The sequence below is a fragment of the Mesotoga sp. H07pep.5.4 genome, from assembly GCF_003664935.1.
GTDB lineage: Bacteria > Thermotogota > Thermotogae > Petrotogales > Kosmotogaceae > Mesotoga > Mesotoga prima.
In genome coordinates this window covers 41,722-65,127 of sequence record NZ_JFHM01000006.1, presented here as the reverse complement: position 1 = coordinate 65,127, position 23,406 = coordinate 41,722, and the positions used below count along the sequence as shown (strand labels likewise).

Here is a 23,406-nt window from a genome sequence, read left to right as displayed (position 1 = left end):
CCTCACCAGACTTCCTGGGCTAGAGAAGCAATCTTAGAAAAACCCTTGTCCCTAATCTCTCTAGCAACAGGTCCAAAGACACGTGTTCCTCTGGGCTGGTTCTGCTTGTCGATGATAACCGCTGCGTTGTCATCGAACCTTATGTAAGTGCCGTCTGGCCTTCGAATTTCCTTGGCGGTTCTCACTAGAACGGCTCTTACGATATCTCCTTTCTTGAAATCCGTGTTAGGTGCCACATCTCTTACTGCTGCGACAACTATATCACCTACGGTTCCCGATCTCTTTCTGTATCCGCCAGTTACCTGGATGACTTTGATCATCCTAGCACCTGAATTATCGGCAACCCTCAAATAAGATTCCAGCTGGATCATTTCTCGTCACCTCCGGAATCTTCAACGGCCTCGGGAGTTTCGGGAATTTCTCCAGTGTAGACATCCTTCTTCAAGACCTTAACAAGCTTGAATTTCTTCATCTTGCTTAAAGGTTTACATTCCTCAATCTCAACCGTATCACCCATTCCCGCAAGACCTTCAGGGTCATCTGCGTGATACTTCTTTGTAGTTTTCATAGTCTTCCCGTAGAAGGGATGTATATGTGTTCTTGTGACGCTCACAACTATGGTCTTATCCATCTTGTCACTTACTACAGTTCCTACCAGTGTTTTTCTTGGCATGGCGGACTACCTCCTTATCCCCAGCTCACGACCGCGAAGGATAGTCTTTATCCTAGCTATGTCGCGTTTTACTGAAGTTATCTGGGAATGGTTCTTCAACCTGTTCATTTCTAGCTGGAACCTGAGGTCCATCAGCTTTCTCTTCGAATCTTCAAGCATCTGAGTGAGTTCCTCGTCTGTGAACTTCTGAAGTTCAACGGCCTTCATCAGAGCTCACCTCCTATTTGATACCTCGGTACTATCTTTGTTCTGATAGGTAGTTTTGAAGCAGCTTTTTCAAGGGCCTCTTTTGCAAGTTGATCAGGCACTCCGCCTATTTCGAACATGATCTTCCCGGGCTTAACAACTGCTACCCAGCCTTCAACGTCTCCCTTTCCCTTTCCCATTCTGACTCCAATTCCTTTTGACGTAATGGGCTTGTCGGGGAAGATTCGGATCCAGAGATTACCATTCCTCTTCAATGTTCTTGTGATCGCTATTCTGCAGGACTCTATCTGCTGAGCAGTAATCCAATGTGGTTCGAGGGCCTTTATTCCCCATTCGCCAAAATGAACAATAGTCCCGCCTTTCGCTTTTCCATTCATCTTACCTCTTTGTTGCTTCCTATATTTCACCCTTTTGGGCATTAACATTATGAACTACCTCCCCTCTTGCAATTACACCTGTACGTCGCCTTTGTAAATCCAAACCTTCACTCCGATAATTCCCATCTTCGTGAAGGCAGTGGTGTAACCGTAGTCCAGATCAGCTCTGAGGGTCTGGAGAGGAAGTCTTCCTTCCAGGTACCACTCTGTCCTGGCAATATCGGCACCGTTCAGTCTTCCGGAAACCATTATCTTGATACCTCTAGCTCCCTTTCTCATGGCGGTGAATATTGCTCTTTTCATTGCCCTCTTGTAGGAAGCTCGCTTCTCAATTCTAGATGCAATATCCTCAGCAACAAGGATAGCATCGGTCTCGGGTGTTTTAACTTCTTCAATGTTTAACTGGAACTGTCTTGTTATAAGCTTTTCCAGTCTCTGCCTGAGCAGCTTCACTTCACTGCCCTTCTTTCCAATCATCACACCAGGTCTGGCGCACTTGATTGTAATAACTACTTTGCCGGGCTCAGGTCTTTCAATATAGATGTCCGACACTCCGGCAGCCATGTAGTTCTTCTTCAAAAAGTCCCTGATTTTAAGATCTTCAAGAAGATATTCTTTGTAATTCTTCTCATTAATCCAGCGAGCTTTCCAATCTTTACTGACACCAAGCCTGAATCCATAAGGATGTACCTTCTGACCCACTTATGTCACCTCACTCCTGAGGATTGCTAATCTCTTCGCGGTTTGCTACTACAACGGTTATGTGGCTAAAGCGCTTCTGCTGTATATCTGCTCTGCCTCTTCCTCTGGGCCACAGTCGCTTCATTCTTGGGCCGTCATCTACTACGGCTTTCTCAACATACAGACTGTCCACATTCAATCCAAAGTTGTTTTCTGCATTCGCTACCGCAGAACGCAACACTTTGTATACGAGACGCGAGGCCTTCTTTGGCGAAAATTCTAGTATCTGAAACGCCTCCCCAACCTCTTTGTTTCTTATCGCATTTACCACTGATCTAGCCTTTCTAGGGGAAATTCTAACGAACTTCGCAACCGCCTTCGCCTGAGTTACAGGCGTTGCTGCTTTCTCTTCTTTGCGCTTCCTGTGGAAAACGGAACGCTTGCCTCTCTGCACTGACTGCGTCATATCAGCGTCCCTCCTCATCTAACTTCGCCTTTCTTGCTTTTCTTATCGGCATGCCCACCGAACCTCCTGGTGGGAGAGAACTCACCCAATCTGTGACCGATCATATTCTCCGAAATGTAAACCGGTATGTGCTTCATTCCGTTGTATACTGCGATTGTATGTCCGATCATCTCAGGAAGAATCATGGATGCTCTGCTCCAAGTCTTTATGGGCTTCTTTTCTCCCTTTTCGTTCAGTTCTCTTATCTTTTTCAAGAGACTCGGGTGTACGTACGGGCCTTTCTTCTTAGATCTTGACATCTTCAACTACACCCCCTGATCAATTCTGGTTCCTTCGCTTCACTATGAGGCTATCTGAAGGCTTCTTATTCTTCCTCGTTTTATAACCTCTGGCTGGCTGTCCCCAAGGACTCTGCGGAAGATGGCCCTTTGATCGTCCTTCTCCTCCACCCATCGGGTGATCAACTGGGTTCATAGTCATTCCCCTCACTGAAGGTCTTACGCCAAGCCATCTCTTTCTACCTGCTTTTCCATGTATCTCATTCGAGTGTTCCTCATTCCCAACCATGCCAATAGTGGCCATGCACTTCACAACGACCCTTCTAAGTTCACCTGAAGGCATCCTCAAGAGCGCGTACCTTCCTTCTTTTGCCATCAGCTGGGCATAGGTTCCCGCTGCCCTGGCTATTTGACCACCTTTGCCGGGCAAGAACTCGATGTTGTGAACAATCGTGCCAACGGGAATTCGCTCGAGTGACATCGAGTTTCCAACCGCGATTTCTGCCATATCTCCATTCTGAACACTGTCTCCAACTTTAAGCCCTTTTGGAGCCAGCATGTATCGTTTCTCACCATCTACATACTGCAGGAGAGCAATTCTTGCCGTTCTGTTCGGATCATATTCTATGGATATGACTTTTGCGGGGATTCCCATCTTTTCCCTCTTGAAATCGATAATTCTATATCGTCTCTTAGTTCCGCCACCTTGGTGCCTTACAGTTATTCGACCATGATGGTTTCTACCTGCATTCCTCTTTATTGGCTCCAAAAGAGATTTTTCAGGTTCGCTCTTCGTGACTTCTTTGAAGTCCGGAAGAAGCATGAACCGCCTGCTCTTGGTGACGGGATTAAACTTTCTCAATGCCATATCATCTCACCTCACCTTAGTGTTGGCCTTCGAGTTCTTTAATCCTGTACCCAGTTACAAGCGTAACGATTGCCTTTTTCCAGGATCTCGACTTGCCAACAAAGACGCCACGTTTCTTAGGTTTGCCCTTCATGTTCATGATGTTCACCTGTTCTACCTTTACATTGAAAAGCTTTTCAACGGCGTCTTTGACTGTCTGCTTATTGGCATCTCTATGTACTTCAAAAATGTACTTGTTTAGTTCACCAGAAGCAACTGTCTTTTCAGTGATCAGCGGTCTAAGGAGTACATCGCCATAATACTTTTTCTCGATCATCGTCCAAGCACCTCCTCGATCTTGCGAACAAGGTCTGCCGTGATCACAAGCTTTTCATGATTCACAATGTCGTACACATTGAGCCCGTCAATATTTTCTTTACTATTGACGGCTTTGTTTCCAGGATTATCGGCGATAATTACCTTAACCCCATAAATATTCTTTCCTGAAAGTCGTACATTTTGGTATTCGTCCTTTTGCCATGGAAGGACGAAGAGAGTCTTCTGCGTCTTATCGAGTCCAAGGTTATTCAAGACCTCCCTAAGCTGTTTCGTCTTCGGTCTGTCAAACTTGAGATCATCGAGGACAATTAGATTTCCTTCTTTAAGCCTTAGACTTAGGGCAGATCTTAGAGCTACCTTCTTCATTTTCTTGGTCAACTTCATAGACCAGTCTTTTGGCTTCGGTCCGTGGATAACTCCACCATGCCTCCAAAGTGGACTTCTCGTTGAACCAACTCTTGCCCTTCCTGTGTGTTTCTGTGCCCAGGGCTTTCTTCCTCCACCCCTAACTTCTGATCTTGTCTTTGCCGAAGCCAATCCTGCACGTCTACCTGAAAGTTGCATATTAACGTATCTGAACATCAAATCTTCGTTCGGTTCTACATTGAATACGCTCTCGCTCAGTTCAACAGTGCCAACTTTCTGGCCCGCAATATTCACAACGTCGGCTTGAGCCATTGTTGCGTCCTCCTTCCAAACATTTTCGGGGCTATCTGTTTGCGCTCTTAATTACTAAGAGGCCGCCCCTCGCTCCTGGAACTGCGCCATATATGGCTAAAAGTCCGTTTTCTGCATCGACTTTTACTACGGTTAGATTCTTCACTGTCTTCTTCTCGTTACCGTATTGACCGGGCATTTTCTTACCCTTCCAAATCTTCGCCGGCTCAGTGTGATTACCTACTGAACCTAGTTCTCTGTGGAATTTCGAACCGTGTGAAGCTTCTCCGCCCCTGAAGTTCCACCTCTTCATAGCGCCCGAAAAACCTCTGCCCTTCGAAAAACCAGTTACATCTACTTTCTCGCCTTCAGAAAAGACACGAGCTTCTATGATATCACCAACATTGAAATCATTGATGTTACCAACTTTTAACTCTTTGAGAATTCTATGAGGCTTAACCTTTGCAGCCTCGAACTTCTTTACCAAAGGCTTCGTGAGTACTTTTTTCGCTCTTTCAGGCGTAAGCTCTTCGAATCCAACTTGAATGGCGTCATATTCGCCACCATCACTTGTCTTTTTTTGTACAACAGTACATGGACCGGCTTTCACTACGGTAACTCCGAAGGCTTTCCCGTCTTTGTATATAGTTGTCATACCGAGTTTTCTACCCAATATACCTTTCATCTATCACACCTCCGAAGTCTCTTTACAGTTTAATCTCCACATCTACACCTGCGGGGAGGTCAACTTTCATAAGAGAATCTATTGTCTTAGGGGTTGGGTCTAGTATTTCGATAAGTCTCTTATGAACGAGTTTCTCAAACTGCTCTCTTGCATCCTTAAACTTATGGGGAGAAGTCAGAACAGTGTAGAGCGTCCTCTCCGTTGGCAATGGCACCGGACCTGATACTTTGGCATTGGTGAGCTTTACAGCTTCAACGATCTTCTTGGCCGACAAGTCAAGTAGTTTGTGATCGTAAGCTTTCAAGCGAATCCTGATTTTTTGCTTGGCCATGCCTAAATGTTCCCTCCTTCTGTTAACAGGGAAGGGAGATTTTCTCCCTTCTCCTGGAAAGACCTATTATCATTCAATTATGGAACTGACGACTCCGGCGCCCACTGTTCTTCCACCTTCACGGATTGCAAACCTCATACCCTTTTCAATTGCGACGGGGTAAATGAGCTGAATTGTCATTTCTACATTGTCACCAGGAATAACCATTTCGACGCCCTCAGGAAGATCTGCAATTTCTCCAGTTACATCGGCGGTCTTAATGAAGAACTGGGGCCTGTACCCCTTTGTGAAGGGTGAGTGGCGTCCTCCTTCTTCCTTTTTAAGAACGTAGACGTTTGCCGTGAATTTCTTGTGAGGTGTTATAGAACCCGGTTTGGCAAGAACTTGGCCTCTCTTGACTTCTTCCTTTGCAACGCCTCTTAGAAGAGCTCCAATGTTGTCGCCGGCCTGTCCTTCATCAAGGAGTTTCCTGAACATTTCTACTCCAGTACACACTGTTTTCTTCGTTTCGTAAGACAGTCCGATAATCTCTACTTCATCCCCAACATGGACCGCTCCACGCTCGATTCTTCCTGTAACAACAGTACCTCTACCCGTTATTGTGAAGATGTCCTCTATGGGCATCAGGAAAGGTTTGTCAGTCTCCCGTACTGGTTCAGGGAAGTAGTCGTCGCATGCTTTCAACAGTTCGTAAATGCTCTCTGTCCATTCATTTGGACTTTCCGCTTCAAGGGCCTTTAAGGCTGAACCCTTAATTACAGGGAGTTCATCACCCGGGAACTCGTAGGAGGAGAGAAGCTCTCTTACTTCTTCCTCGACAAGTTCTACCAGCTCTTCGTCATCAACAGCATCTACCTTGTTAATGTACACAACCATTGCGGGAACATTGACCTGTCTAGCAAGCAAGACGTGTTCCCTAGTCTGAGGCATGACACCGTCGGTTGCGGCGACAACGAGAATTGCTCCATCCATCTGTGCAGCTCCAGTTATCATGTTCTTGATATAGTCAGCGTGTCCAGGGCAGTCGATGTGCGCATAATGTCTCTTCTCCGTCTGGTACTCGATGTGAGATACGTTGATTGTAATTCCTCTTGCTTTTTCTTCCGGCGCCTTGTCAATTGAGTCAAACGGGGAAAAATCTGCAAGACCTTTGAATGCAAGACTCTTTGTGATTGCCGCAGTAAGGGTTGTCTTACCGTGGTCAATGTGTCCAATCGTACCGATGTTAAGATGGGGTTTAGAACGTTCGAATTTTTCCTTAGCCATGGTTTCCCTCCTCCAAAAACTAATTTGGGATCTTCATTATTTTCCTAGAATCTTTTCTGCAATTCTCTCCGGAACTTCCGAATAATGAGAGAACTGAATGACGTGGATTGCTCTTCCTTGAGACAGAGATCTGCAAACAGTAGCGTAACCAAACAATTCTGAAAGGGGAACGTGAGCTTTGATAATTTTGAGACCTGCTCTAGTTTCAAAGCCCTCAATCTTCGCTCTCCTAGAATTGAGATCGGCAATCAGATCCCCCATGTATTCTTCAGGAGTATTTATCTCTACTGCCATAATTGGTTCCAGCAGAGCCGGGCTCGCCTTTCTCGCAGCCTCTTTGAAGGCCATAGATCCGGCTATGCTAAATGCAATCTCCGAAGAGTCTACTTCGTGGTATGAACCGTCGAGCAAGGAGACCTTCACATTAACCATTGGATAACCGGCGAGATAGCCGGAATCCATAGCTTCTCTTACCCCGCGTTCTATAGGCTTGATAAATTCCCTTGGTATGGTTCCTCCTACAGTTTTATCTTCAAACACGAAATTGGCGCTCTTGTCAGTAATGGGTTCTACACTCAGTATAACGTGTCCATACTGACCCTTTCCACCAGTCTGCCTAACGTATTTCGACTCACCTATTGCTTTAGACCTTATTGTCTCACGATAGGCTACCTGAGGATTCCCTACTCTTAAGCCAACATTGAATTCCCTTTTTATTCGCTCTACAATTACCTCTAAGTGGAGCTCTCCCATGCCGGAGAGAATCGTCTCACCAGTCTCACCATCAACATAGCTTTTAAGCGAAGGGTCTTCTTCAACTAGAGCAAGAAGAGCCTTTGTAAGCTTCGAAGCATCGTCTTTTGTCTGCGGTTCTATCGCAATCGAAATCACGGGCTCAGGAAATTCGATTTTTTCGAGAACAATCTTTTCTTCAGAAAGTGCGATAGTTTCGCCAGTCATAGTATTCTTAAGCCCTACCACTGCAACAATGTCTCCGGCCCTTATATAATCAACTTCTTCCCTCTTGTCGGCATGCATGAAAAGAAGTCTGGAAATTCTTTCTTTTAAGTTCTTGTTCGTGTTTATGACGTAGGCTCCCTTTTCAAGTGAACCAGAATAAACTCTGAGGAATGTGAGTTTGCCTACAAATGGATCGATCATTATCTTAAAGGCCATCGCAACAAACGGCCCATTCTCATCCGGATAGACCTCAATTTTTCTCTCGCTATCGATGATCTCGCCAACCACCGGAGGCAAGTCTTTCGGAGACGGCAGATAGTCTACTATTGCATCAAGAAGTGGCTGGATTCCCTTGTTCCTGAATGCCGAACCACAAAGCACAGGGGTAATTTGTCCCAAAAGTGTTGCCTTTCTGATTGCCGCTTTCAGTCTATCTACTGGAAGTTCTTCACCCTCGATATACAGATCCATGAGTTCTTCATCGAATTCAGCAACATGGGTAACCAGATCCTCTCGAGCCTCTTCCACCTGGGCTTGCAAAAATTCGGGAATATTTGAATATGTGAATTCCGTTCCCTCTTGATTGGTCCATCGCAAGGCTTTCATCTGCACCAAATCGATAATGCCTTCGAAACCAGATTCCGATCCAATTGGAAGCTGTATTGCAACCGGATTTGCCTTAAGCTTTGTAACCATTGTGCCTATGGCAGCTAAAAAATCAGCTCCGATCTTATCCATCTTGTTCATGAAGGCTATTCTAGGGACATGGTACTTATCAGCTTGCCTCCAAACAGTCTCCGACTGTGGTTCAACACCTGCTTGAGCATCGAATACCGCTACGGCCCCATCAAGAACCCGTAAAGATCTTTCAACTTCAACAGTAAAGTCAACGTGCCCGGGCGTATCAATAATATTTATGCGATGATCCTTCCAAAACGCTGTGGTAGCTGCAGAAGTGATAGTGATGCCCCTCTCCTTCTCTTGGTCCATCCAGTCCATTGTAGCCGTTCCTTCATCAACACTTCCGAGTTTGTAATTCTTTCCGGTATAGAAAAGTATGCGTTCGGTCGTAGTTGTTTTCCCCGCATCTATATGGGCCATTATTCCTATGTTTCGGGTCTTTTCGAGAGTTGTAGCTCTTTCTTTCACTATCTTTCCTCCTGCTGAATCAACTTCACCATCTGAAATGGGCGTATGCTTTCCCTGCCTCCGCCATTTTGTGAACATCTTCTCTTTTCTTTACGGCGTTCCCCTGACCATTGTAAGCATCTACTAATTCTAATGCAAGCTTTTCCTTTAAGGGCTTGCCAGATTTTGCTCTTGCAGACGTGACAATCCACCTTATTGCGAGTGCCACTGCCCTTCTTTCAGGAACCTCAAAAGGTATCTGGTACGTTGCACCTCCAACCCTCCTCGGTCTTACTTCAAGAAGAGGTTTTACATTACTCAGAGCCTTCTTGAAAGCTTCCATTGGTGGCTGCTTCGTTCTGTCGGATAAAACCTCCAAAGCTCCATAAACCGTAGCCTCTGCCTTGCTTTTCTTCCCGCCTATCATTATCTTATTGATCAATCTCGTTACTACTGCATCGTTGTAAATTGGGTCGAGCGGTACTTCTCTTTTCTCAGACTGACGTCTTCTCATCTAGAACTGCCTCCTCATTTCTTTGGCCTCTTGGCACCATAACGACTTCTCGACTGCTTCCTGTTTGCCACTCCTTCAGCATCCAATGTGCCTCTGACAATCTTGTATCTTACACCAGGAAGGTCCTTTACTCTGCCACCTCTAACGAGAACCACCGAATGCTCCTGAAGATTGTGACCCTCGCCAGGAATATAAGCAGTAACTTCTGTCCCATTTGAGAGACGTACCCTTGCAATCTTTCTCAAAGCTGAGTTCGGTTTCTTGGGAGTCATTGTGGAGACCCTTACACAAACGCCACGCTTCTGAGGATTGTTTTCTAGAGCCGGCGAAGCAGATTTTTGCTTCAACTGTTTTCTTCCGTGCCTTATTAATTGATTTATTGTGGGCATCTGGTTTCGATTCGCCTCCTTCTAAGCATTTTGCCGAAAGCAATTGTACAATGCAACGATGGCACTGTCAATTGAAGCATTCTAAACGGGATGTTTCAGGTGGAAATTGTTACCCAAGAGTTACCTGAAGTTTTGAAGACTCTTCATGTAGTTTGAAGAAAGCGATTTCGCTATCGATTTTCCCATTTTTGATTGACTCATCAATTTCCTGAAGAAGATCTATCAGGCTTTTGAGACTTTCAGCTGAGTACAGCCTGGTAAGATCATTTCTTTGTTCTTTAGTACTGGAAAAACTGTATCCAACAAGCCTGGCAATTCGAGAAGTACCAATGCTAGTAGTATTTGAGAGTTTTCTTATCTCTGACCAAGAAATATTCATCTTACCTTTTTTAATATCAATTATCGTTCCCAAATCAATTATGATATTCAACAGAACCGACGCAAAATATGCGAATGGGATCATGCATTTCCTCGAAGAGCTTAGAAAGTCCTCTTTGTGATTAAGAAAATCAAACGCCAGTGATTCGACTTCGACTTCCTTGTCAAAATCAATTAGTCTTTCAACCGTGAGCTGGTCTATTTCATTCGAAAAAACGGAAAGCTTTTCAAGCTCTCGAAGTATTCTGTATTCTCTTCTTCCAACTTTTCTGAAAAGCGATTCGGCCGCAGCTCTAGAAATCTTCATTCCTGCACGTTCGCTTATCGTGATGATGTGGTCATTCCATTTCTCTTCTTCCCAGGGCTTTGGAAGATCAAAAAACTTTTTCTCACTCTTTACTTTCGGACTCACTTTTCCATCTAGGAAGACATCGATTTCGTCTTGAAAGAGAGGAAGTAGTTTCTCTATCTGAGTTTTCTCTTCCTTTTTCCAGCTATCAAATCCGGAAAGCCTAACTGACTTTCTTCCGAACATTCCCGAAGTCGAAACAACCATTCTGAATCTGTTTACTTTGTCGGGCATGTCTTCACTAATTGTTAGACACCCCTCTGCTCTTTCAAGAATGAAGAAATCTTTCAGTACCTCACTGTCCCCCAACATCTCGTATATCATAGTTCAGCTCCCCTAACCAAACTTCTAACTGATCTCCAAGGGGCCTTCCTGCCTCTGGAATTTGACTCACCACGCTGCCCGAGCCATGTATTATAATATTGTCTAAACCATAGATCGCGGCGATCTCTTTCAAATCTAGCAGTGAATAACCGCTCAGGTCAGGTGCTTTCCAACTGTAAACGCCCTCATATACTTCCTTTTCAACTCCAATACCGTAGATGTTCCTTACAACTGAAGCAAACATTGGAGCTGCGACAAAACCTCCATAGTATGCCCCCGCTTTTGGAGTATCTATCATTATATATAATGTATACGTTGGATCTTCCACTGGAAAGAAACCATAGAACAATGAATAGTAGCTTTCTTCATTGTAGCCACCCGGACCCGCTTTTTGAGCAGTCCCTGTTTTTCCCGCTATTCTTACTCCGTCGACTTTGGCCATTGTGCCAGTGCCCTCAATGACTACTCCCTCAAGAATGGGAATCATTGTAGAAACAAGCTTCGGTGAAAACAAATCACCTTCAACCTTCTTCGGTATGTTGATCAGGCCTTCTTCATTTCGTATGGCACTGACAAAGGTGGGAGTAATAAACTGCCCACCAGCTGGGAAGACATTCAATGCCTTAACCATCTGGAAGATGTTTACTCCTAAGCCCTGTCCGATTGGAAATTGATAAGGAGATATCAGGGACCAATCTTTCGCCTCGGGAAGAATTCCCGGTGTCTCGCCGGGAAGGTCAACCCCCGACAATTTCCCAAATCCAATTCTCGTTAATTGCCTATACATTTCTTCTTTTCCGAGAGTATTCAAAATTCTACCGCCAACTTGTACCGTGGCCACGTTACACGAGTTAATAATCGCTTCTCTAAAGGTCTGAAGGCCGTGGCGTTCGCCTTCGGTATCGCGGATTATTATGTCAAGTCCAGGTACGGGTTGAATACTTCCATCACAATTGAATGTCATTGTTTCCGTTATCGATCCGCTTTGTAATGCAAGCGAGTAGATAAGAGGTTTAATGGTGGAACCGGGCTCAAATATCCCCATTAAACCAACGTCCCAGTCATAGGTACCGGCATAAGCAAGAATCTTTCCAGTCTTGCTCTCTACAAGAAGAGCCAATCCACCGTCGGCCATATTCTTTTCCACAGTCTCTAGCAGTTCGTCATAGACCATTTTCTGTATATCTATGTCAATTGAGAGATAGATGTCACTGCCATTTGTTGGTTCTTCTCTTCTCGAACTTGTCAGAGTTCTCCTAATCAATCCATCTCTTTTCCCAGAAAGCTCTTCGTCATAATACAGCTCTATTCCATTTAGGGGGATTCCCCCTCCATCTAGCTTTCCGATAATTCTTTCCAAACCATATTCGCTGAAACTAAGTCTTTCTCTCTGCATTTCAAGCGATATATATCTCTTTGTGATCGGTGTGATCCTTCGTTGCATTTCATCGTTAGTAGCTGCGGTACCAAGAAGAAGGAAATTTCTGTTGCTCTGAAGGCTTTCGACCAGTCTTTCGAAGGGTATTCCAAAGGAAAGTTCTACATTTTTTAGAACTCTATCTATTTGATCGGAAGAAGTAAGCAATCTCAAATATCCGAGGTCCAGCCATGCCTCATAAATCAGCGAATCGCTGGCCAATAACCTACCTTTGGAATCGTATATCGATCCTCTTAGAGCCGGTATCTTGTTGACTCCAAGAACCAGAGGTAGGTCAGGTTCAGTAAAAAGGGAAACATACGCTGCCCTCACTGCGAAGACTCCTACGCAAAGAATCAAAAGCACATATAACAGCGTCACCCTGCTAGCAAGTTTATTGATTTATGATCCACCTCGATAAAGTTCTACTTTTCTGCTCTCGCCCCTACAACCGTTTGCAAGTATGAAATTTCCCTAGATACATCTTCAAGTCGCGATTTCATTACTGAGATGCTCTGTTCTCTACTTGATGCCACTTCTGAAATTTTGTCGACCTCGTTGCCAAAATAGAACGGGAGAGCAATTGAGACTGCCAATGAAAGAAAAATCACTAATACTTGCAGAAAACCAAATAAACCCCAAACATCGCTGTTTGCCAAGGCTTTGCCGCCTTCGCGAACCAGCGGCTTCCGCTTCGCTGTTATGGCTTGCACGAGATGTTCCTCCCTTCAAATCCGCTCCGCTGCCCTCAATCTTGCACTTCTTGCTCTTAGATTGAGTTCTACTTCTTCTTTCGACGGCTGCACCGGTTTCTTCGTAAGTATTTTCAGCTCAGATTCCGACTTCTCCCTAAACACTCTCTTAGCTATGCCGTCTTCCAAAGAATGAAAAGAAATAATAACGATCCTACCGCCTTGGTTCAGAAAACCGGGGATTTTTCTCAAAGTACTTTCGATGTTCTCAAGCTCCTGATTGACTTCAATCCTTACTGCCTGAAAAGTCTTTGTTGCGAAATGTCGTCTTCGTTTGTATCTTTCGGCCGGTGGTATTGCCGCCTTGATCGCATCGTGCAAATCCTTCGTCGTAAACAGAGGCCTTCTCGATACGATGCTTCTAGCTATTTTCCTTGCAAAACGCTTCTCATCACCAAACTCGAAAATTATCTTGCTAAGTTCATCTTCCTTGTAGCTGTTCACAACATCTGCTGCCGTTCTTTTCTGAGAGAGGTTCATACGCATATCGAGCGGTTCATCCAGTTCATACGAGAAGCCCCTACCCTTTGCTTTCAACTGGAAAGTGGAAACTCCAACATCCAGGAGAAAACCATCCACTTTCTCAACACCAGCCTGTTTCAATGCAATTTCGAAGTCGACATAAGATAAATTGAATAATTCAACGCTTTCCCGGTAATCTTTGAGATTCTGCTCCGCTATATCCAGAACCTCACTATCAACATCAAGTCCGATGATTTTTGCCCGACCTTTGGTGGCTTCAAGCACTGCTCCGATATGGCCACCTTCACCAGCGGTACAATCAACATAAGTGCCAGTTAAACGCCCACCAAGCAAATAATGGAGCGCTTCGCGAATCATCACGCTCCTGTGGCGTTCATCGTACTGCCTGGACACTAAATTCACTCCGCTCAAGAGAATAATAACATTTTTCTTCCATCAAAGTCAAATTAACGGTGTAAATCATTCCAAGGATTTCTCAATTGATGAGAAGAAGAGCAATTCTTTCTCAATGAATTCATCTATCTCGCCATTCATGACAGATTGAATATCACCCGTCTCAAAATCAGTTCTGTGATCCTTCACCAATGTATAAGGCTGAAAGACATAAGATCTAATCTGATTCCCCCATGAAATCTCTTTCTGGTCTCCCATCAATTTTAGTTTTTCGCTTCTTTTTTTCTCAATCTCAATCTCGAAAAGCTTTGCATATAACATCTTCATTGCATTCGCTTTGTTTTGATGCTGCGATCTTTCAGTCTGACATGCAACAACTATTCCGGTTGGTAGATGAGTAATCCTGACCGCAGAATCCGTTTTATTAACATGTTGACCGCCCGCACCACCTGATCTGTACGTGTCTATCTTCAGATCCTCGGGCCTGATTTCAATCTCTGGAACTTCATCCATCTCGGGAAAGACACTTACGGACGCAAAGGAAGTGTGCCTTCTGTGATTGGCGTCGAATGGCGAAATCCTTACTAACCTATGTACTCCCGCCTCAAACTTCATCTTTCCATAAGCATGCGGCCCAGCTAGATTAATTGTCACACTCTTGATACCCGCTTCTTCTCCAGGTAGCTCATCGACGATCGTTATTTTGTATCTGTTAGCCTCAGCCCATCTCATGTACATTCTCATTAACATGGAGGCCCAGTCCTGAGACTCCGTCCCTCCGGCGCCGGGGTGAATTGAAATGAAGCAATTGTTGATGTCATACTCTCCACTCAGAAGAATCGTAAGTTCGAATTCTCTTACCTTTTTTTCCGCTGACCTGAGAAGTTCTTCAACATGCTTTACATAACTCTCATCTTCTCCTGAAAGTTCTACTGCAATCTCAATACTCTCAAATTCCTCTTCCACATCTCTCAGAAGTTCGATTGTAGATCGATAAGACTGCGCTTCTCTTCCCAGATTCGACGCTTCACGCTTATCGTTCCAAATAGAGGGGTCGCTCATCCTCTTCTCGATTTCCTTTAGTTTTTCATCTATCCGCTCGAGATCAAGCGTAGCCCTGATGGACTCAAATTTCTCCTTCAACTCTTGTATTCTCGAGTTAGTTTCATAACTTATCAAATTACACCTCCGGTTCAACGCTTAACTTTGAATCTTTTAGTGCCCTTCTTTTTTCCAGCAACTTCTTTCTTCTTATCGCCTCCGCTGAAATCAGAATGAACGGCCTGCAGACTCTTAAACTCCTTATCGGCGTTCTGCTTAGCCTTATCGCTATCGACTCTTACAATTCTTACGATAGCGCTTGCTATGTCATCGTATAGAGAATCGGTCAACTGCTGGAATAGTATGAAAGATTCCTTTTTGAATTCTAACACAGGATCTTTCTGACCATAAGCCCTTAGACCCACGGAGTCTTTTAGGTGCTCTATAGCTTCTAGATGCCTTCGCCATCTTTCATCAATCATCCGTAGCATAATGTACTTGATGACCTGAGGAAACTCATCGCCGAAAGCAGACTTCTTTTCCTCATAAATATCGTGAAGCACTGAAAGGGTTTTACTCCTGAGATCTTCCACACTCTTCAGGTTTTTAAGACTCTCAATGTCTCCTGCCGGCAAGAAGCCAAAAGAGACCTTTATTTCATCAAAAGAAGGTAGACGATCGAGACCCGACAATCTTCTTTCTACAACATCTTCGATAATTTCTAATACATTAGAGTCGATTTCCTCACCTTTGAGCACCCAATTTCTATGAGCATATATTGCGCTTCTCTGCTGGTCAATAACAGAATCAAGCTCGTAAAGTCGCTTTCTTATTTCAAAATGCATTCCTTCGATCTTCTTCTGCGCAGATGAAATTATCCTGCTTAGAAGCGGGTGTTCGATTGGTTGTCCCTTTTCAATCTTTAGTGTATTCATAATCGACTGCATGCGTTCGCCACCGAAAAGGCGCAAGAGATCGTCTTCAGTTGAAAGGAAGAATTTTGACTCCCCCGGATCCCCCTGTCTGCCCGATCTACCTACAAGTTGGTTGTCAATTCTCCTGCTCTCGTGCCTCTCGGTACCTAGAACATAAAGCCCCCCAAGATCTACTACTCCCTCACCAAGCTTAATATCCGTTCCTCTTCCCGCCATGTTTGTTGCAATTGTAACTGTCTTTCGCTCACCGGCCTTTGCAACAATCTCTGCTTCCCTTTCATGATACTTGGCATTCAAAACTTCGTGGGGTACGCCTTTTTTTTGCAGCAGCTTGCTCAAGAGCTCGCTCTTCTCTATCGAAGTAGTACCAACAAGAACGGGCTGTCCTTTTTCATAGCGTTCAGCGATCTCATTGATAATTGCCTCATTCTTTTCTTCCCTTGTTTTATAAATCGAATCTTCTTTGTCCTCTCGAATTACCTTCTTGTTTGTAGGAATGATCGCAACTGGTGTGTTGTACATGGAGATGAACTCAGATTCTTCAGTTGCGGCAGTACCGGTCATTCCAGACACCTTCGAATACAGCTTGAAGTAGTTCTGAAAGGTTATTGTGGCAAACGTCACCGATTCTTGTCTAATTTGCACATTTTCTTTCGCCTCTATTGCCTGATGCAAACCTTCGGAATACCTTCTTCCCGGCAACAACCTTCCGGTGAATTCATCAACAATTACGACTTCTCCCTCCTGAGTTACCAGGTAGTCGACTTCCCTTTTATATAGATTCATTGCTTTCAAAGCATTCAACAGATGGAAAATGTAGTCGTAATTGCTTGGATCATAAAGATTGTCGATCTGCAGCAGTTTCTCAGCCTTTGCTATTCCCTCTTCTGTGAGAGTTACTGTTCTGTCTTTTTCATCAACAACAAAGTCCTTTTCCGCTACAAAACGTTTGGCAAAAAATGCAAACTGCCTATAGAGATTGGATGAGTCTTGAGCGGGGCCGGAAATAATGAGGGGCGTTCTTGCTTCGTCTATCAGGATTGAATCGGCCTCGTCAACTATTACATAGTTGTGTCCCCTCTGAACCTTGTTCTCCAGGGAATACACAAGATTGTCTCTAAGATAGTCGAATCCGAATTCGTTAGCAGTACCATATGTTATGTCGCAACCGTACGCCTCTTTTCTTTGAGAAGGTTCCATCGCCGCCTGAATGAATCCAGCTTTCAACCCAAGATACTCATAAACCGGCCCCATCCAACCAGCATCTCTCTTTGCTAGATAGTCATTCACGGTTGCAAGATGGCAGCCCCTTCCAGACAAGGCATTAAGATAGAGAGGCATTGTTGCCACCAGTGTCTTTCCCTCTCCAGTCTTCATCTCAGCAATTTTACCTTCGTCAAGCGCGAGAGCTCCCATTAGTTGCACATCGAATGGCCGCATACCGACCGTTCTCTTAGCAGCTTCTCTAGCCAGCGCAAAGGCTTCCGGAAGAAATGAATCTAATGTTTCGCCCTCGGAGACTCTAGCTTTGAACTCCTCGGTCTTTTTTTGAAAGTCAACTTCTTCATACCTACTCACGGTTTTTTCCAAGCTGTTTATGCTTTCAACCACCTTGGAGTACTTTTTGAGAAGCATATTATTCTTGTCAAATATTCTGGATAACAATCCCATTAAATCACCTCAATAGAAGCGGAGAGCGTGAATCATATTGCCGTTTTCATCAAATGTCTGCTGGTAGAAGAGAGCACTGTCTACGGAAACTCCCATCAAAGACTTGAAGACTTTTTTCATGTCGATGAAAGCGTGTGCTATGTCTTTTTCTAGGCCAAGATTTCGTACAAACTCGTAGCTAATGTTATCACTGAGACTTTCTGAATCGGAAAGCAATCTGTAGTATTCATCGGGCGAAAGGGAAGTCAATACGGTAGTTTCGTTGGAAAAAATAAAGTAAATTGTGTCAAAATCGTTCTCAAGCTCGTAGATCCTACTGTCCTTATGTGCTGACTGCAAAGCACCCCACTCTTTCAAAGAATTCTCGAATTTCTCAGTGTCTGAACTTTTGTTCGTAAATACGACTGTCACTCTGGGTGTTTCTGAAACGAGATCTCCATATATTCTTGCGTTTCCTATACTCTCCTTAGAAAGAAGTACAACAAAATCAGCGAGCTCTCTATAGGGCTCTAAATCAAGTTCAAACCAGTGCGCAAGCTCCTTTCTCAGAGTTTCAACGGATGAAGACGGAAAGAATACGGTGTAATCCCCAAAAGTCTCTTTGGAGGCCTCCAGTTCTTTTGTGTCAGTAACAGAGAGCATCTTTTGAATATCTTCACTGCTGAGAAAAACAGTATCCTGAACTATTGTTGCGGTTAATGTGTGTCCTTCTGGCCTAGCAAATAAGATAGTGCTTTCAATCGAGAAAGTTGATTCCAGCCCCAGATCTAGATGAAAACGGTCTCCATCAATGTAACCGGCCAAAGCGTAATCATAGCTCATTTCAGCAACTTCCCTTCCTTTGCCGTTAGATTCTAGAAGCCTTTTACCTTCACCTTCATAGGTTTTCAGGGCAAGTGTAACTGCATCTTTGTTTCCACCGATTATCAGGTAATCGTCGCCGGCATTATAGAAAAGCGTTCCAGCGTTGCTTCTGAGTTCATTGACGCTTTCGCCGGGCTGAACAAATATCGACATATCAAGAAGGGCCGCCACCGCCTTCAACAATTCGAAGGAACTGTCCGTTCTCCAAGCCATGAAAACTCTGTTCTCAGTAAGCTTTAGTTTCTCAAGAAGGTAAAAAGGATCGAACATCAACAGGTCGTCAAGTGAAAGATCGATTCCTTCCCCGGCAAGTAGTATGTCATTGTTCAACGCTGACTTAAGGAAGCTGGTATCGACTTCAGCGTTGTATCCTGCCGCATCGATTATTCCATAAAAAGCTCTTTCGGCTCCGTATCCATTATCTCCGAGATAGGCTCCAAAAAAATTCGTGTTATCCCTAAGAGCCTCCATTGTTGATCTCAATCCTCGAAGTATAAGAAAATAACCAACATCTTCAGGCACGAAATCAAAGATCTCCTGGGCCATTATTCCGGAAAAAGAAAGAATCAGTAACAAACCAACTAATAAGGATTTCAAACCTTTCCCGATCACCTAACCGTCAAATCGGGGTTCTCCCTCCCTTCAAATCTGATGATTACATTCTTCTCAAAATACTTTCGACTCTTCGGCCACCGGTTAGAATCGCCACTGAGTTTGTTTCTGATTACTGTATGAAGCAGATACTCAAATTTACTTTCTTCGTACTGATTAGCAAGGATCAAATCCTTTGGCTAATTTCGGAAATACAAAATAGCGACTCCCTCAACCAATTACTTTTTTCTCAGTCCGGAAACAGCTTCAAACGGATCCTTTAGTAGATTGAAGCTTCACTTCTGTCGCCCAGAAAACTTCTTGCAGTTCCGCCGATCCAGCTGTTGAACCTTCTTCTCTTGAGCATCGACAAGCGCAAGTTTTCTGATTTTGTAGATCCAGGTGAATCTCCTCTCCTTCCAATGGCTGATCTTTCTCCGCCCACAATAAGATAGACTAAGGTAGATGTGGCACTATCAAGCATTAGCTGATTGAAACCATTATGTGAGGAGCTACCCGATTTATCTTGCTCTCCAGTATAGGTACCAATTCTACCGATTGCTACCACTTTCATTTTGGACTTAATCGACGCACTCGCCTTTCAAGTCTTCCCACAAAAATCCGGTACGCAGAAATTACCTTGCAGCCCGGTTTAAGAACAATCATACCATTAATAATGAATTTTCCGCTTCACAGTAAAATTGATGATCCTGTTCTCCTTTCAGACAGCACTAGTTCAAACAATTGTTCATCAAATCTAGGTCTCGAATTCATCAAAGATAACTTTGTAAAATACGAGTCCCTGAGGTGGAGCCGTTCCCGGTAATGTTGATCTGTCATGAGAAGAAAGAAACTCAGATACCGATTCTTCTGAAACACTTCCTGTTCCGACTTTTACAAGCGTTCCAACAATGTTTCTCACCATTCTCTTTAGGAACGAAATGCCTTCAACCCTTATAAGTATTATGTAAGGTTTGTATCTTATTATTCTTATCGCCGTAATAGTTCTAACAGGATTTCTATCGTCCTTGCCGGTCCTGAATGCAGCAAAATCATGTTCGCCCAGGAGATTGACTGCCGCTCTTCTCATTGATTTAATATCGAGAGAATAGGGAAACCACCAGACAAACCTTCTTCTAAAAATATCCGGTTCACTCGAAGTTTGTATGTAATAGTGGTATATCCTTTTCTTTGCGGCGAATCTTGGGCTGAAATTCTCATCGACTTCATGTACTTTCCTGACATACATGTCAGATGGAAGATTTGCGTTCAATGCGTCTCTCATGGTAGTTGCTTCCAGGCGATCCAGATTAGAATCGAAGGCAATTACCTGTCCGAACCCGTGAACACCAGTATCGGTACGCCCTGCGCCTTGACTAGAGATGCAAAATTTATGGATTCTATGAAGCGCTTCTTCAAACTTGCCCTGAACCGTCCGTAGTCCCGGCTGGTTCTGGAAACCGAAAAAATCTGTTCCATCGTAAGATACTATAGCAGCGAATCTCTTCATAATCATTTTAGAGCTATCAAGTCAAGCATTTCAGTGTAAAGATAAACGATAGAGGAAAGGTCCTTCCCCATTTTTGGTAGATCTCCATTATAAACTGTCCAAAGAATTCTTCCTACAATGGTTTCTACATACTTTATTAGTGATTTCTCAAGCTCTTTTTTTTCGTTTACACTCAACTGTAGTTCTCCAGTTTTCATGGCAAGCCATGATGAGAACCTTTGGTCATTGAAGCTAAGCGATCCTTCTTCGTAGTCCTTTAGCATCTTGTAAACTTCTTCGGTAGTTTCCCTAATCGACAAATTCTTTGAAATGACCTCAAACGTTGTCTGATCGAAATAACCTTCAAGAGCTTCTGGAACTTCTAGTTCATACTTAAAGTACAGCAGATTCGAGTCGCTGTGCTTTCTTTCGAAAGTGATCTTCCGCCTCATCGCGCTCTCAAGGCCATAAGCACTAAGGCAATTCCAATATTTATGTTTAAGCAACTCAGCTGAATGATCAGTAGACCACGTGGTCATGAAACCAGTTTTTGTTCTGTGATCAAAAGTAGCTCTTTTTGGTGTAAGGAAGTCATCTCCCCTATAAAGAATGTGCGCGTACCTGAAGTTCATAAGCATACAATCCTTTCAACCAGTTCTTTCATTTCTTCGATCTTCTTCTCTGCTTCTTCTCTATTTTCTCCCCTGGCCATAAGGTAGAACTTGATTTTTGGCTCTGTTCCTGAGGGTCGCACTATTATTTTGCAGTCGTTCTCCATTTCCATTGATATTACATCTGAAGGAGGAAGGTTACCATAACCATTCAGATAATCCCTCATTTCTCTGATGGCCATCTCTTTTAACTTCGATGGCTCAATATGCCTGAGTCCTGTCATTATTGACTCAATCTTTTCCTTCCCTTGAATCCCTTCATACTCTTTGTTCACAAGTGCCTCTTGGAAGTAGCCAAACTCGCTATAGATTTCTTCAAGATAGTCGATCAATGTCATCTCTTTGCGTTTAAGGTATCCGCCGATCGCGCAGGCTAGTGCGGCCGCGCTGACCGCATCTTTGTCTCTTGCATGTTTTCCAAACAGCGAGCCGTAGCTCTCTTCAAATCCAAAAAGATAGTTCCCTTTTCCATCCATTTCAGCTTTTTCGATTATTTCTCCAATAAACTTGAACCCGGTAAGAGTCTCTTTGACTTCAACACCATATTTGGATGCGATCCTCTTCACAAGATCAGTCGAGACGATCGTTTTTACAATGAACGGATCTGACGGCAGTGAATCTTTCATTCGCTCCAGTATGAAGGAAGTCATTATTGCGCCGGTCTGATTTCCGTTTAGTGGGGCATAATCACCATTGTGTGCCACCATTATCCCCAGCCTATCGCAATCGGGGTCCGTTGCTATTACAAGATCTGCGCCTATCTCTCTCGCAACATCCAGAGCCATGGAAAAGGCTCTTGGATCTTCGGGATTTGGGCTCTGCACCGTCGGGAAATCTCCATCCGGTATAGCCTGCTCCTCAACTCGTTTCACTCTGTGTCCGAGCACTGTAAGAGCTTTGTAAACGGGAAAGTTTCCACTCCCATGTAGGGGTGTGTAAACAACATTCAGTTCTTCATAGTCAGAAGTAAGTCCTAGTATGTTTTCTTTCACGGTGTCGATGTATTTCTCAAGAAGGGAATTCGGGATGCTATTTATCAGTTCACTTCTTGGACTGAAATCCTCAAAATAGTCCGATGCTTCGACTCTTTTTATTATCTCTTCTGCATAGCCGGGTACGGCCTGGGTCCCATCGGAAGTGTAGACCTTAAAACCGTTGTATTGCGGTGGATTGTGACTGGCCGTTATCACGACACCACCGCTAGCTTTCAACTCTCTCACTGCATAACTAAGTATTGGAACCGGCATGGGTTCGATGAACACGTGCACTCTAATTCCCATGGACGAAAGAACCTCGGCTGTCGTTTGGGCAAACTGCGCAGATTTATGTCTGGTATCAAACGCTATTACAACAGATGGATCACTGTAATTCTCTGAAATCCAGCGCCCAAACCCTAAAGAGGCGCGCTTGATGGTGTAAGAATTTATCCTATTTGTACCTGCACCCATTACACCACGCATTCCACCTGTTCCAAATTCGAGATCCAGTGAAAATCTCTCTCTAACTTCTTCAGGAGTGAGATCCTTCAGTTCATCTCTGATCTCATCAGATGCATTATCTAGCCATCTCTTGTACTCCTGATTAACTGCTCGTTCACCTCTAAGCACTCTACCACCTTCCAACAGATCTAAAATGATTAACTGCTCCGCTTTCTAGAATCTCAATGACATCCAGTCTAGCTTCCTCAAACTTAGGCTCTTCAGTAAGAATATATCTCTGGGCAGCCAATTCCAATCTCCTAATTTTCCTTTCATCTACACGATATCTCGGGAGTACTAACGAGCTTCCCCCCTTTACTTCAACAAACACCAGAATCCTGCCTTCAAGAGCAACGATATCTATTTCCCCGAATCTATACGCAACATTCCTTGCTATTATCCTGTATCCGTTTTCTTTCAAGTATTCGCATGCGAGATCCTCGTATCTCTTACCAGCCTCCTTGCTCATTGCTCATTTCTCTTCTTTATAAATCCTTGGCACCTTCAAATAGCTCCCCTCTGTATCGGGAAAGAGATCTCGAATGAGTCTCGATTCCTTGAACTCAACCAACTCGTCTTCCCTAGGCTCGAGGCTCTTCTCAACAGGAGTGACCATTTCTTCGGCGTCAGGATCTACTCCATCTAGAAGCGTCATATACTGCAGTATCTCCTCAATATCCTTTTTCAGTTCAATACGCTCGTCTTCAAGTAGTTCAAGCTTTGCAAGGCCTTCAAGATGTTTAAGGAGTTCATCGCTTACTTTCGTTTCCAT

The 23,406-nt window shown here is 44.0% G+C and carries 29 protein-coding genes; all 29 read right to left on the bottom strand.

Features of this window, described 5'->3' with window-relative positions:
• Positions 1–2: 2 nt before the first annotated feature.
• The 29 genes from rplN to gatC all read right to left on the bottom strand — a co-directional run bounded on the left by rplN (position 3) and on the right by gatC (position 23,406).
• Positions 3–371 carry a 50S ribosomal protein L14 gene (rplN, locus tag Y696_RS03695; protein ID WP_006492355.1) on the bottom strand — a complete coding sequence of 123 codons (369 nt, stop codon included), beginning with the start codon at positions 369–371 and terminating at the stop codon, positions 3–5.
• Positions 368–673 (bottom strand): 30S ribosomal protein S17, encoded by a 306-nt coding sequence (gene rpsQ, locus Y696_RS03690; protein WP_006492354.1) that lies wholly within the window; start codon positions 671–673, stop codon positions 368–370. The genes rplN and rpsQ overlap by 4 nt, the downstream gene beginning before the upstream one ends.
• A gap of 6 nt (positions 674–679) precedes the next feature.
• Positions 680–880, bottom strand: a complete 201-nt coding sequence (gene rpmC / locus Y696_RS03685; protein ID WP_006492353.1) for a 50S ribosomal protein L29 — start codon at positions 878–880, stop codon at positions 680–682.
• The gene (rplP, locus tag Y696_RS03680; RefSeq protein WP_006492352.1) at positions 880–1,305 is read right to left on the bottom strand and encodes a 50S ribosomal protein L16; all 426 of its coding nucleotides are present in this window, start codon (positions 1,303–1,305) and stop codon (positions 880–882) included. The genes rpmC and rplP overlap by 1 nt, the downstream gene beginning before the upstream one ends.
• Positions 1,306–1,329: 24 nt before the next feature.
• The gene (gene rpsC, locus Y696_RS03675) at positions 1,330–1,959 is read right to left on the bottom strand and encodes a 30S ribosomal protein S3 (RefSeq protein ID WP_006492351.1); all 630 of its coding nucleotides are present in this window, start codon (positions 1,957–1,959) and stop codon (positions 1,330–1,332) included.
• A 10-nt stretch (positions 1,960–1,969) separates the two neighbouring features.
• Positions 1,970–2,404 carry a 50S ribosomal protein L22 gene (rplV, locus tag Y696_RS03670; RefSeq protein ID WP_039882848.1) on the bottom strand — a complete coding sequence of 145 codons (435 nt, stop codon included), beginning with the start codon at positions 2,402–2,404 and terminating at the stop codon, positions 1,970–1,972.
• A gap of 14 nt (positions 2,405–2,418) precedes the next feature.
• Positions 2,419–2,703 (bottom strand): 30S ribosomal protein S19, encoded by a 285-nt coding sequence (gene rpsS, locus Y696_RS03665; protein WP_039882973.1) that lies wholly within the window; start codon positions 2,701–2,703, stop codon positions 2,419–2,421.
• 19 nt (positions 2,704–2,722) lie between these two features.
• Positions 2,723–3,550 carry a 50S ribosomal protein L2 gene (gene rplB, locus Y696_RS03660; RefSeq protein ID WP_006492348.1) on the bottom strand — a complete coding sequence of 276 codons (828 nt, stop codon included), beginning with the start codon at positions 3,548–3,550 and terminating at the stop codon, positions 2,723–2,725.
• Between the two features lie 16 nt (positions 3,551–3,566).
• Positions 3,567–3,866 (bottom strand): 50S ribosomal protein L23, encoded by a 300-nt coding sequence (gene rplW, locus Y696_RS03655; RefSeq protein WP_006492347.1) that lies wholly within the window; start codon positions 3,864–3,866, stop codon positions 3,567–3,569.
• On the bottom strand, positions 3,863–4,546 hold the full coding sequence (gene rplD, locus Y696_RS03650; protein WP_006492346.1) for a 50S ribosomal protein L4: 684 nt from the start codon (positions 4,544–4,546) through the stop codon (positions 3,863–3,865). Before rplD ends, rplW begins: the two co-directional genes overlap by 4 nt.
• Positions 4,547–4,577: 31 nt before the next feature.
• A complete protein-coding gene (gene rplC, locus Y696_RS03645; protein ID WP_006492345.1) occupies positions 4,578–5,210 on the bottom strand; it encodes a 50S ribosomal protein L3 in 633 nt (210 codons plus the stop codon).
• Between the two features lie 22 nt (positions 5,211–5,232).
• Entirely contained in the window at positions 5,233–5,541 is a 309-nt protein-coding gene (rpsJ, locus tag Y696_RS03640; RefSeq protein WP_006492343.1) for a 30S ribosomal protein S10, read from the bottom strand.
• Between the two features lie 69 nt (positions 5,542–5,610).
• The gene (gene tuf / locus Y696_RS03635) at positions 5,611–6,807 is read right to left on the bottom strand and encodes an elongation factor Tu (RefSeq protein ID WP_006492341.1); all 1,197 of its coding nucleotides are present in this window, start codon (positions 6,805–6,807) and stop codon (positions 5,611–5,613) included.
• Between the two features lie 36 nt (positions 6,808–6,843).
• Positions 6,844–8,916 (bottom strand): elongation factor G, encoded by a 2,073-nt coding sequence (gene fusA / locus Y696_RS03630; RefSeq protein WP_014730462.1) that lies wholly within the window; start codon positions 8,914–8,916, stop codon positions 6,844–6,846.
• Positions 8,917–8,941: 25 nt separating this feature from the next.
• Positions 8,942–9,409 (bottom strand): 30S ribosomal protein S7, encoded by a 468-nt coding sequence (gene rpsG / locus Y696_RS03625; protein ID WP_006492339.1) that lies wholly within the window; start codon positions 9,407–9,409, stop codon positions 8,942–8,944.
• Between the two features lie 14 nt (positions 9,410–9,423).
• Positions 9,424–9,798 (bottom strand): 30S ribosomal protein S12, encoded by a 375-nt coding sequence (rpsL, locus tag Y696_RS03620; RefSeq protein ID WP_006492338.1) that lies wholly within the window; start codon positions 9,796–9,798, stop codon positions 9,424–9,426.
• 109 nt (positions 9,799–9,907) lie between these two features.
• Positions 9,908–10,849 carry a DNA polymerase III subunit delta gene (locus tag Y696_RS03615; protein WP_121509783.1) on the bottom strand — a complete coding sequence of 314 codons (942 nt, stop codon included), beginning with the start codon at positions 10,847–10,849 and terminating at the stop codon, positions 9,908–9,910.
• On the bottom strand, positions 10,821–12,599 hold the full coding sequence (locus Y696_RS03610; protein ID WP_039882844.1) for a penicillin-binding transpeptidase domain-containing protein: 1,779 nt from the start codon (positions 12,597–12,599) through the stop codon (positions 10,821–10,823). Before Y696_RS03610 ends, Y696_RS03615 begins: the two co-directional genes overlap by 29 nt.
• Before the next feature lie 92 nt (positions 12,600–12,691).
• Entirely contained in the window at positions 12,692–12,979 is a 288-nt protein-coding gene (locus Y696_RS14175) for a hypothetical protein (RefSeq protein ID WP_006492335.1), read from the bottom strand.
• Between the two features lie 15 nt (positions 12,980–12,994).
• Positions 12,995–13,894, bottom strand: coding sequence for a 16S rRNA (cytosine(1402)-N(4))-methyltransferase RsmH (gene rsmH, locus Y696_RS03600; protein ID WP_121509782.1), 900 nt, complete (start codon positions 13,892–13,894; stop codon positions 12,995–12,997).
• Between the two features lie 66 nt (positions 13,895–13,960).
• The gene (gene prfB / locus Y696_RS03595; RefSeq protein ID WP_006492332.1) at positions 13,961–15,073 is read right to left on the bottom strand and encodes a peptide chain release factor 2; all 1,113 of its coding nucleotides are present in this window, start codon (positions 15,071–15,073) and stop codon (positions 13,961–13,963) included.
• 14 nt (positions 15,074–15,087) lie between these two features.
• Positions 15,088–17,541, bottom strand: a complete 2,454-nt coding sequence (gene secA / locus Y696_RS03590; protein WP_006492331.1) for a preprotein translocase subunit SecA — start codon at positions 17,539–17,541, stop codon at positions 15,088–15,090.
• A gap of 9 nt (positions 17,542–17,550) precedes the next feature.
• Positions 17,551–19,002, bottom strand: a complete 1,452-nt coding sequence (locus Y696_RS03585; protein WP_051070393.1) for a hypothetical protein — start codon at positions 19,000–19,002, stop codon at positions 17,551–17,553.
• A 274-nt stretch (positions 19,003–19,276) separates the two neighbouring features.
• Positions 19,277–19,570, bottom strand: coding sequence for a hypothetical protein (locus tag Y696_RS03580; protein ID WP_006492328.1), 294 nt, complete (start codon positions 19,568–19,570; stop codon positions 19,277–19,279).
• A 183-nt stretch (positions 19,571–19,753) separates the two neighbouring features.
• Entirely contained in the window at positions 19,754–20,506 is a 753-nt protein-coding gene (gene truA / locus Y696_RS03575; RefSeq protein ID WP_039882972.1) for a tRNA pseudouridine(38-40) synthase TruA, read from the bottom strand.
• Positions 20,507–20,508: 2 nt separating this feature from the next.
• Positions 20,509–20,937: a hypothetical protein gene (locus Y696_RS03570; protein ID WP_259459720.1), complete on the bottom strand. Its 429-nt coding sequence runs from the start codon at positions 20,935–20,937 to the stop codon at positions 20,509–20,511.
• Positions 20,938–21,113: 176 nt separating this feature from the next.
• Positions 21,114–22,763 carry a phospho-sugar mutase gene (locus Y696_RS03565; protein WP_006492323.1) on the bottom strand — a complete coding sequence of 550 codons (1,650 nt, stop codon included), beginning with the start codon at positions 22,761–22,763 and terminating at the stop codon, positions 21,114–21,116.
• A 1-nt stretch (position 22,764) separates the two neighbouring features.
• Positions 22,765–23,103, bottom strand: coding sequence for a YraN family protein (locus Y696_RS03560; protein WP_006492321.1), 339 nt, complete (start codon positions 23,101–23,103; stop codon positions 22,765–22,767).
• Between the two features lie 3 nt (positions 23,104–23,106).
• On the bottom strand, positions 23,107–23,406 hold the full coding sequence (gene gatC, locus Y696_RS03555; RefSeq protein WP_039882840.1) for an Asp-tRNA(Asn)/Glu-tRNA(Gln) amidotransferase subunit GatC: 300 nt from the start codon (positions 23,404–23,406) through the stop codon (positions 23,107–23,109).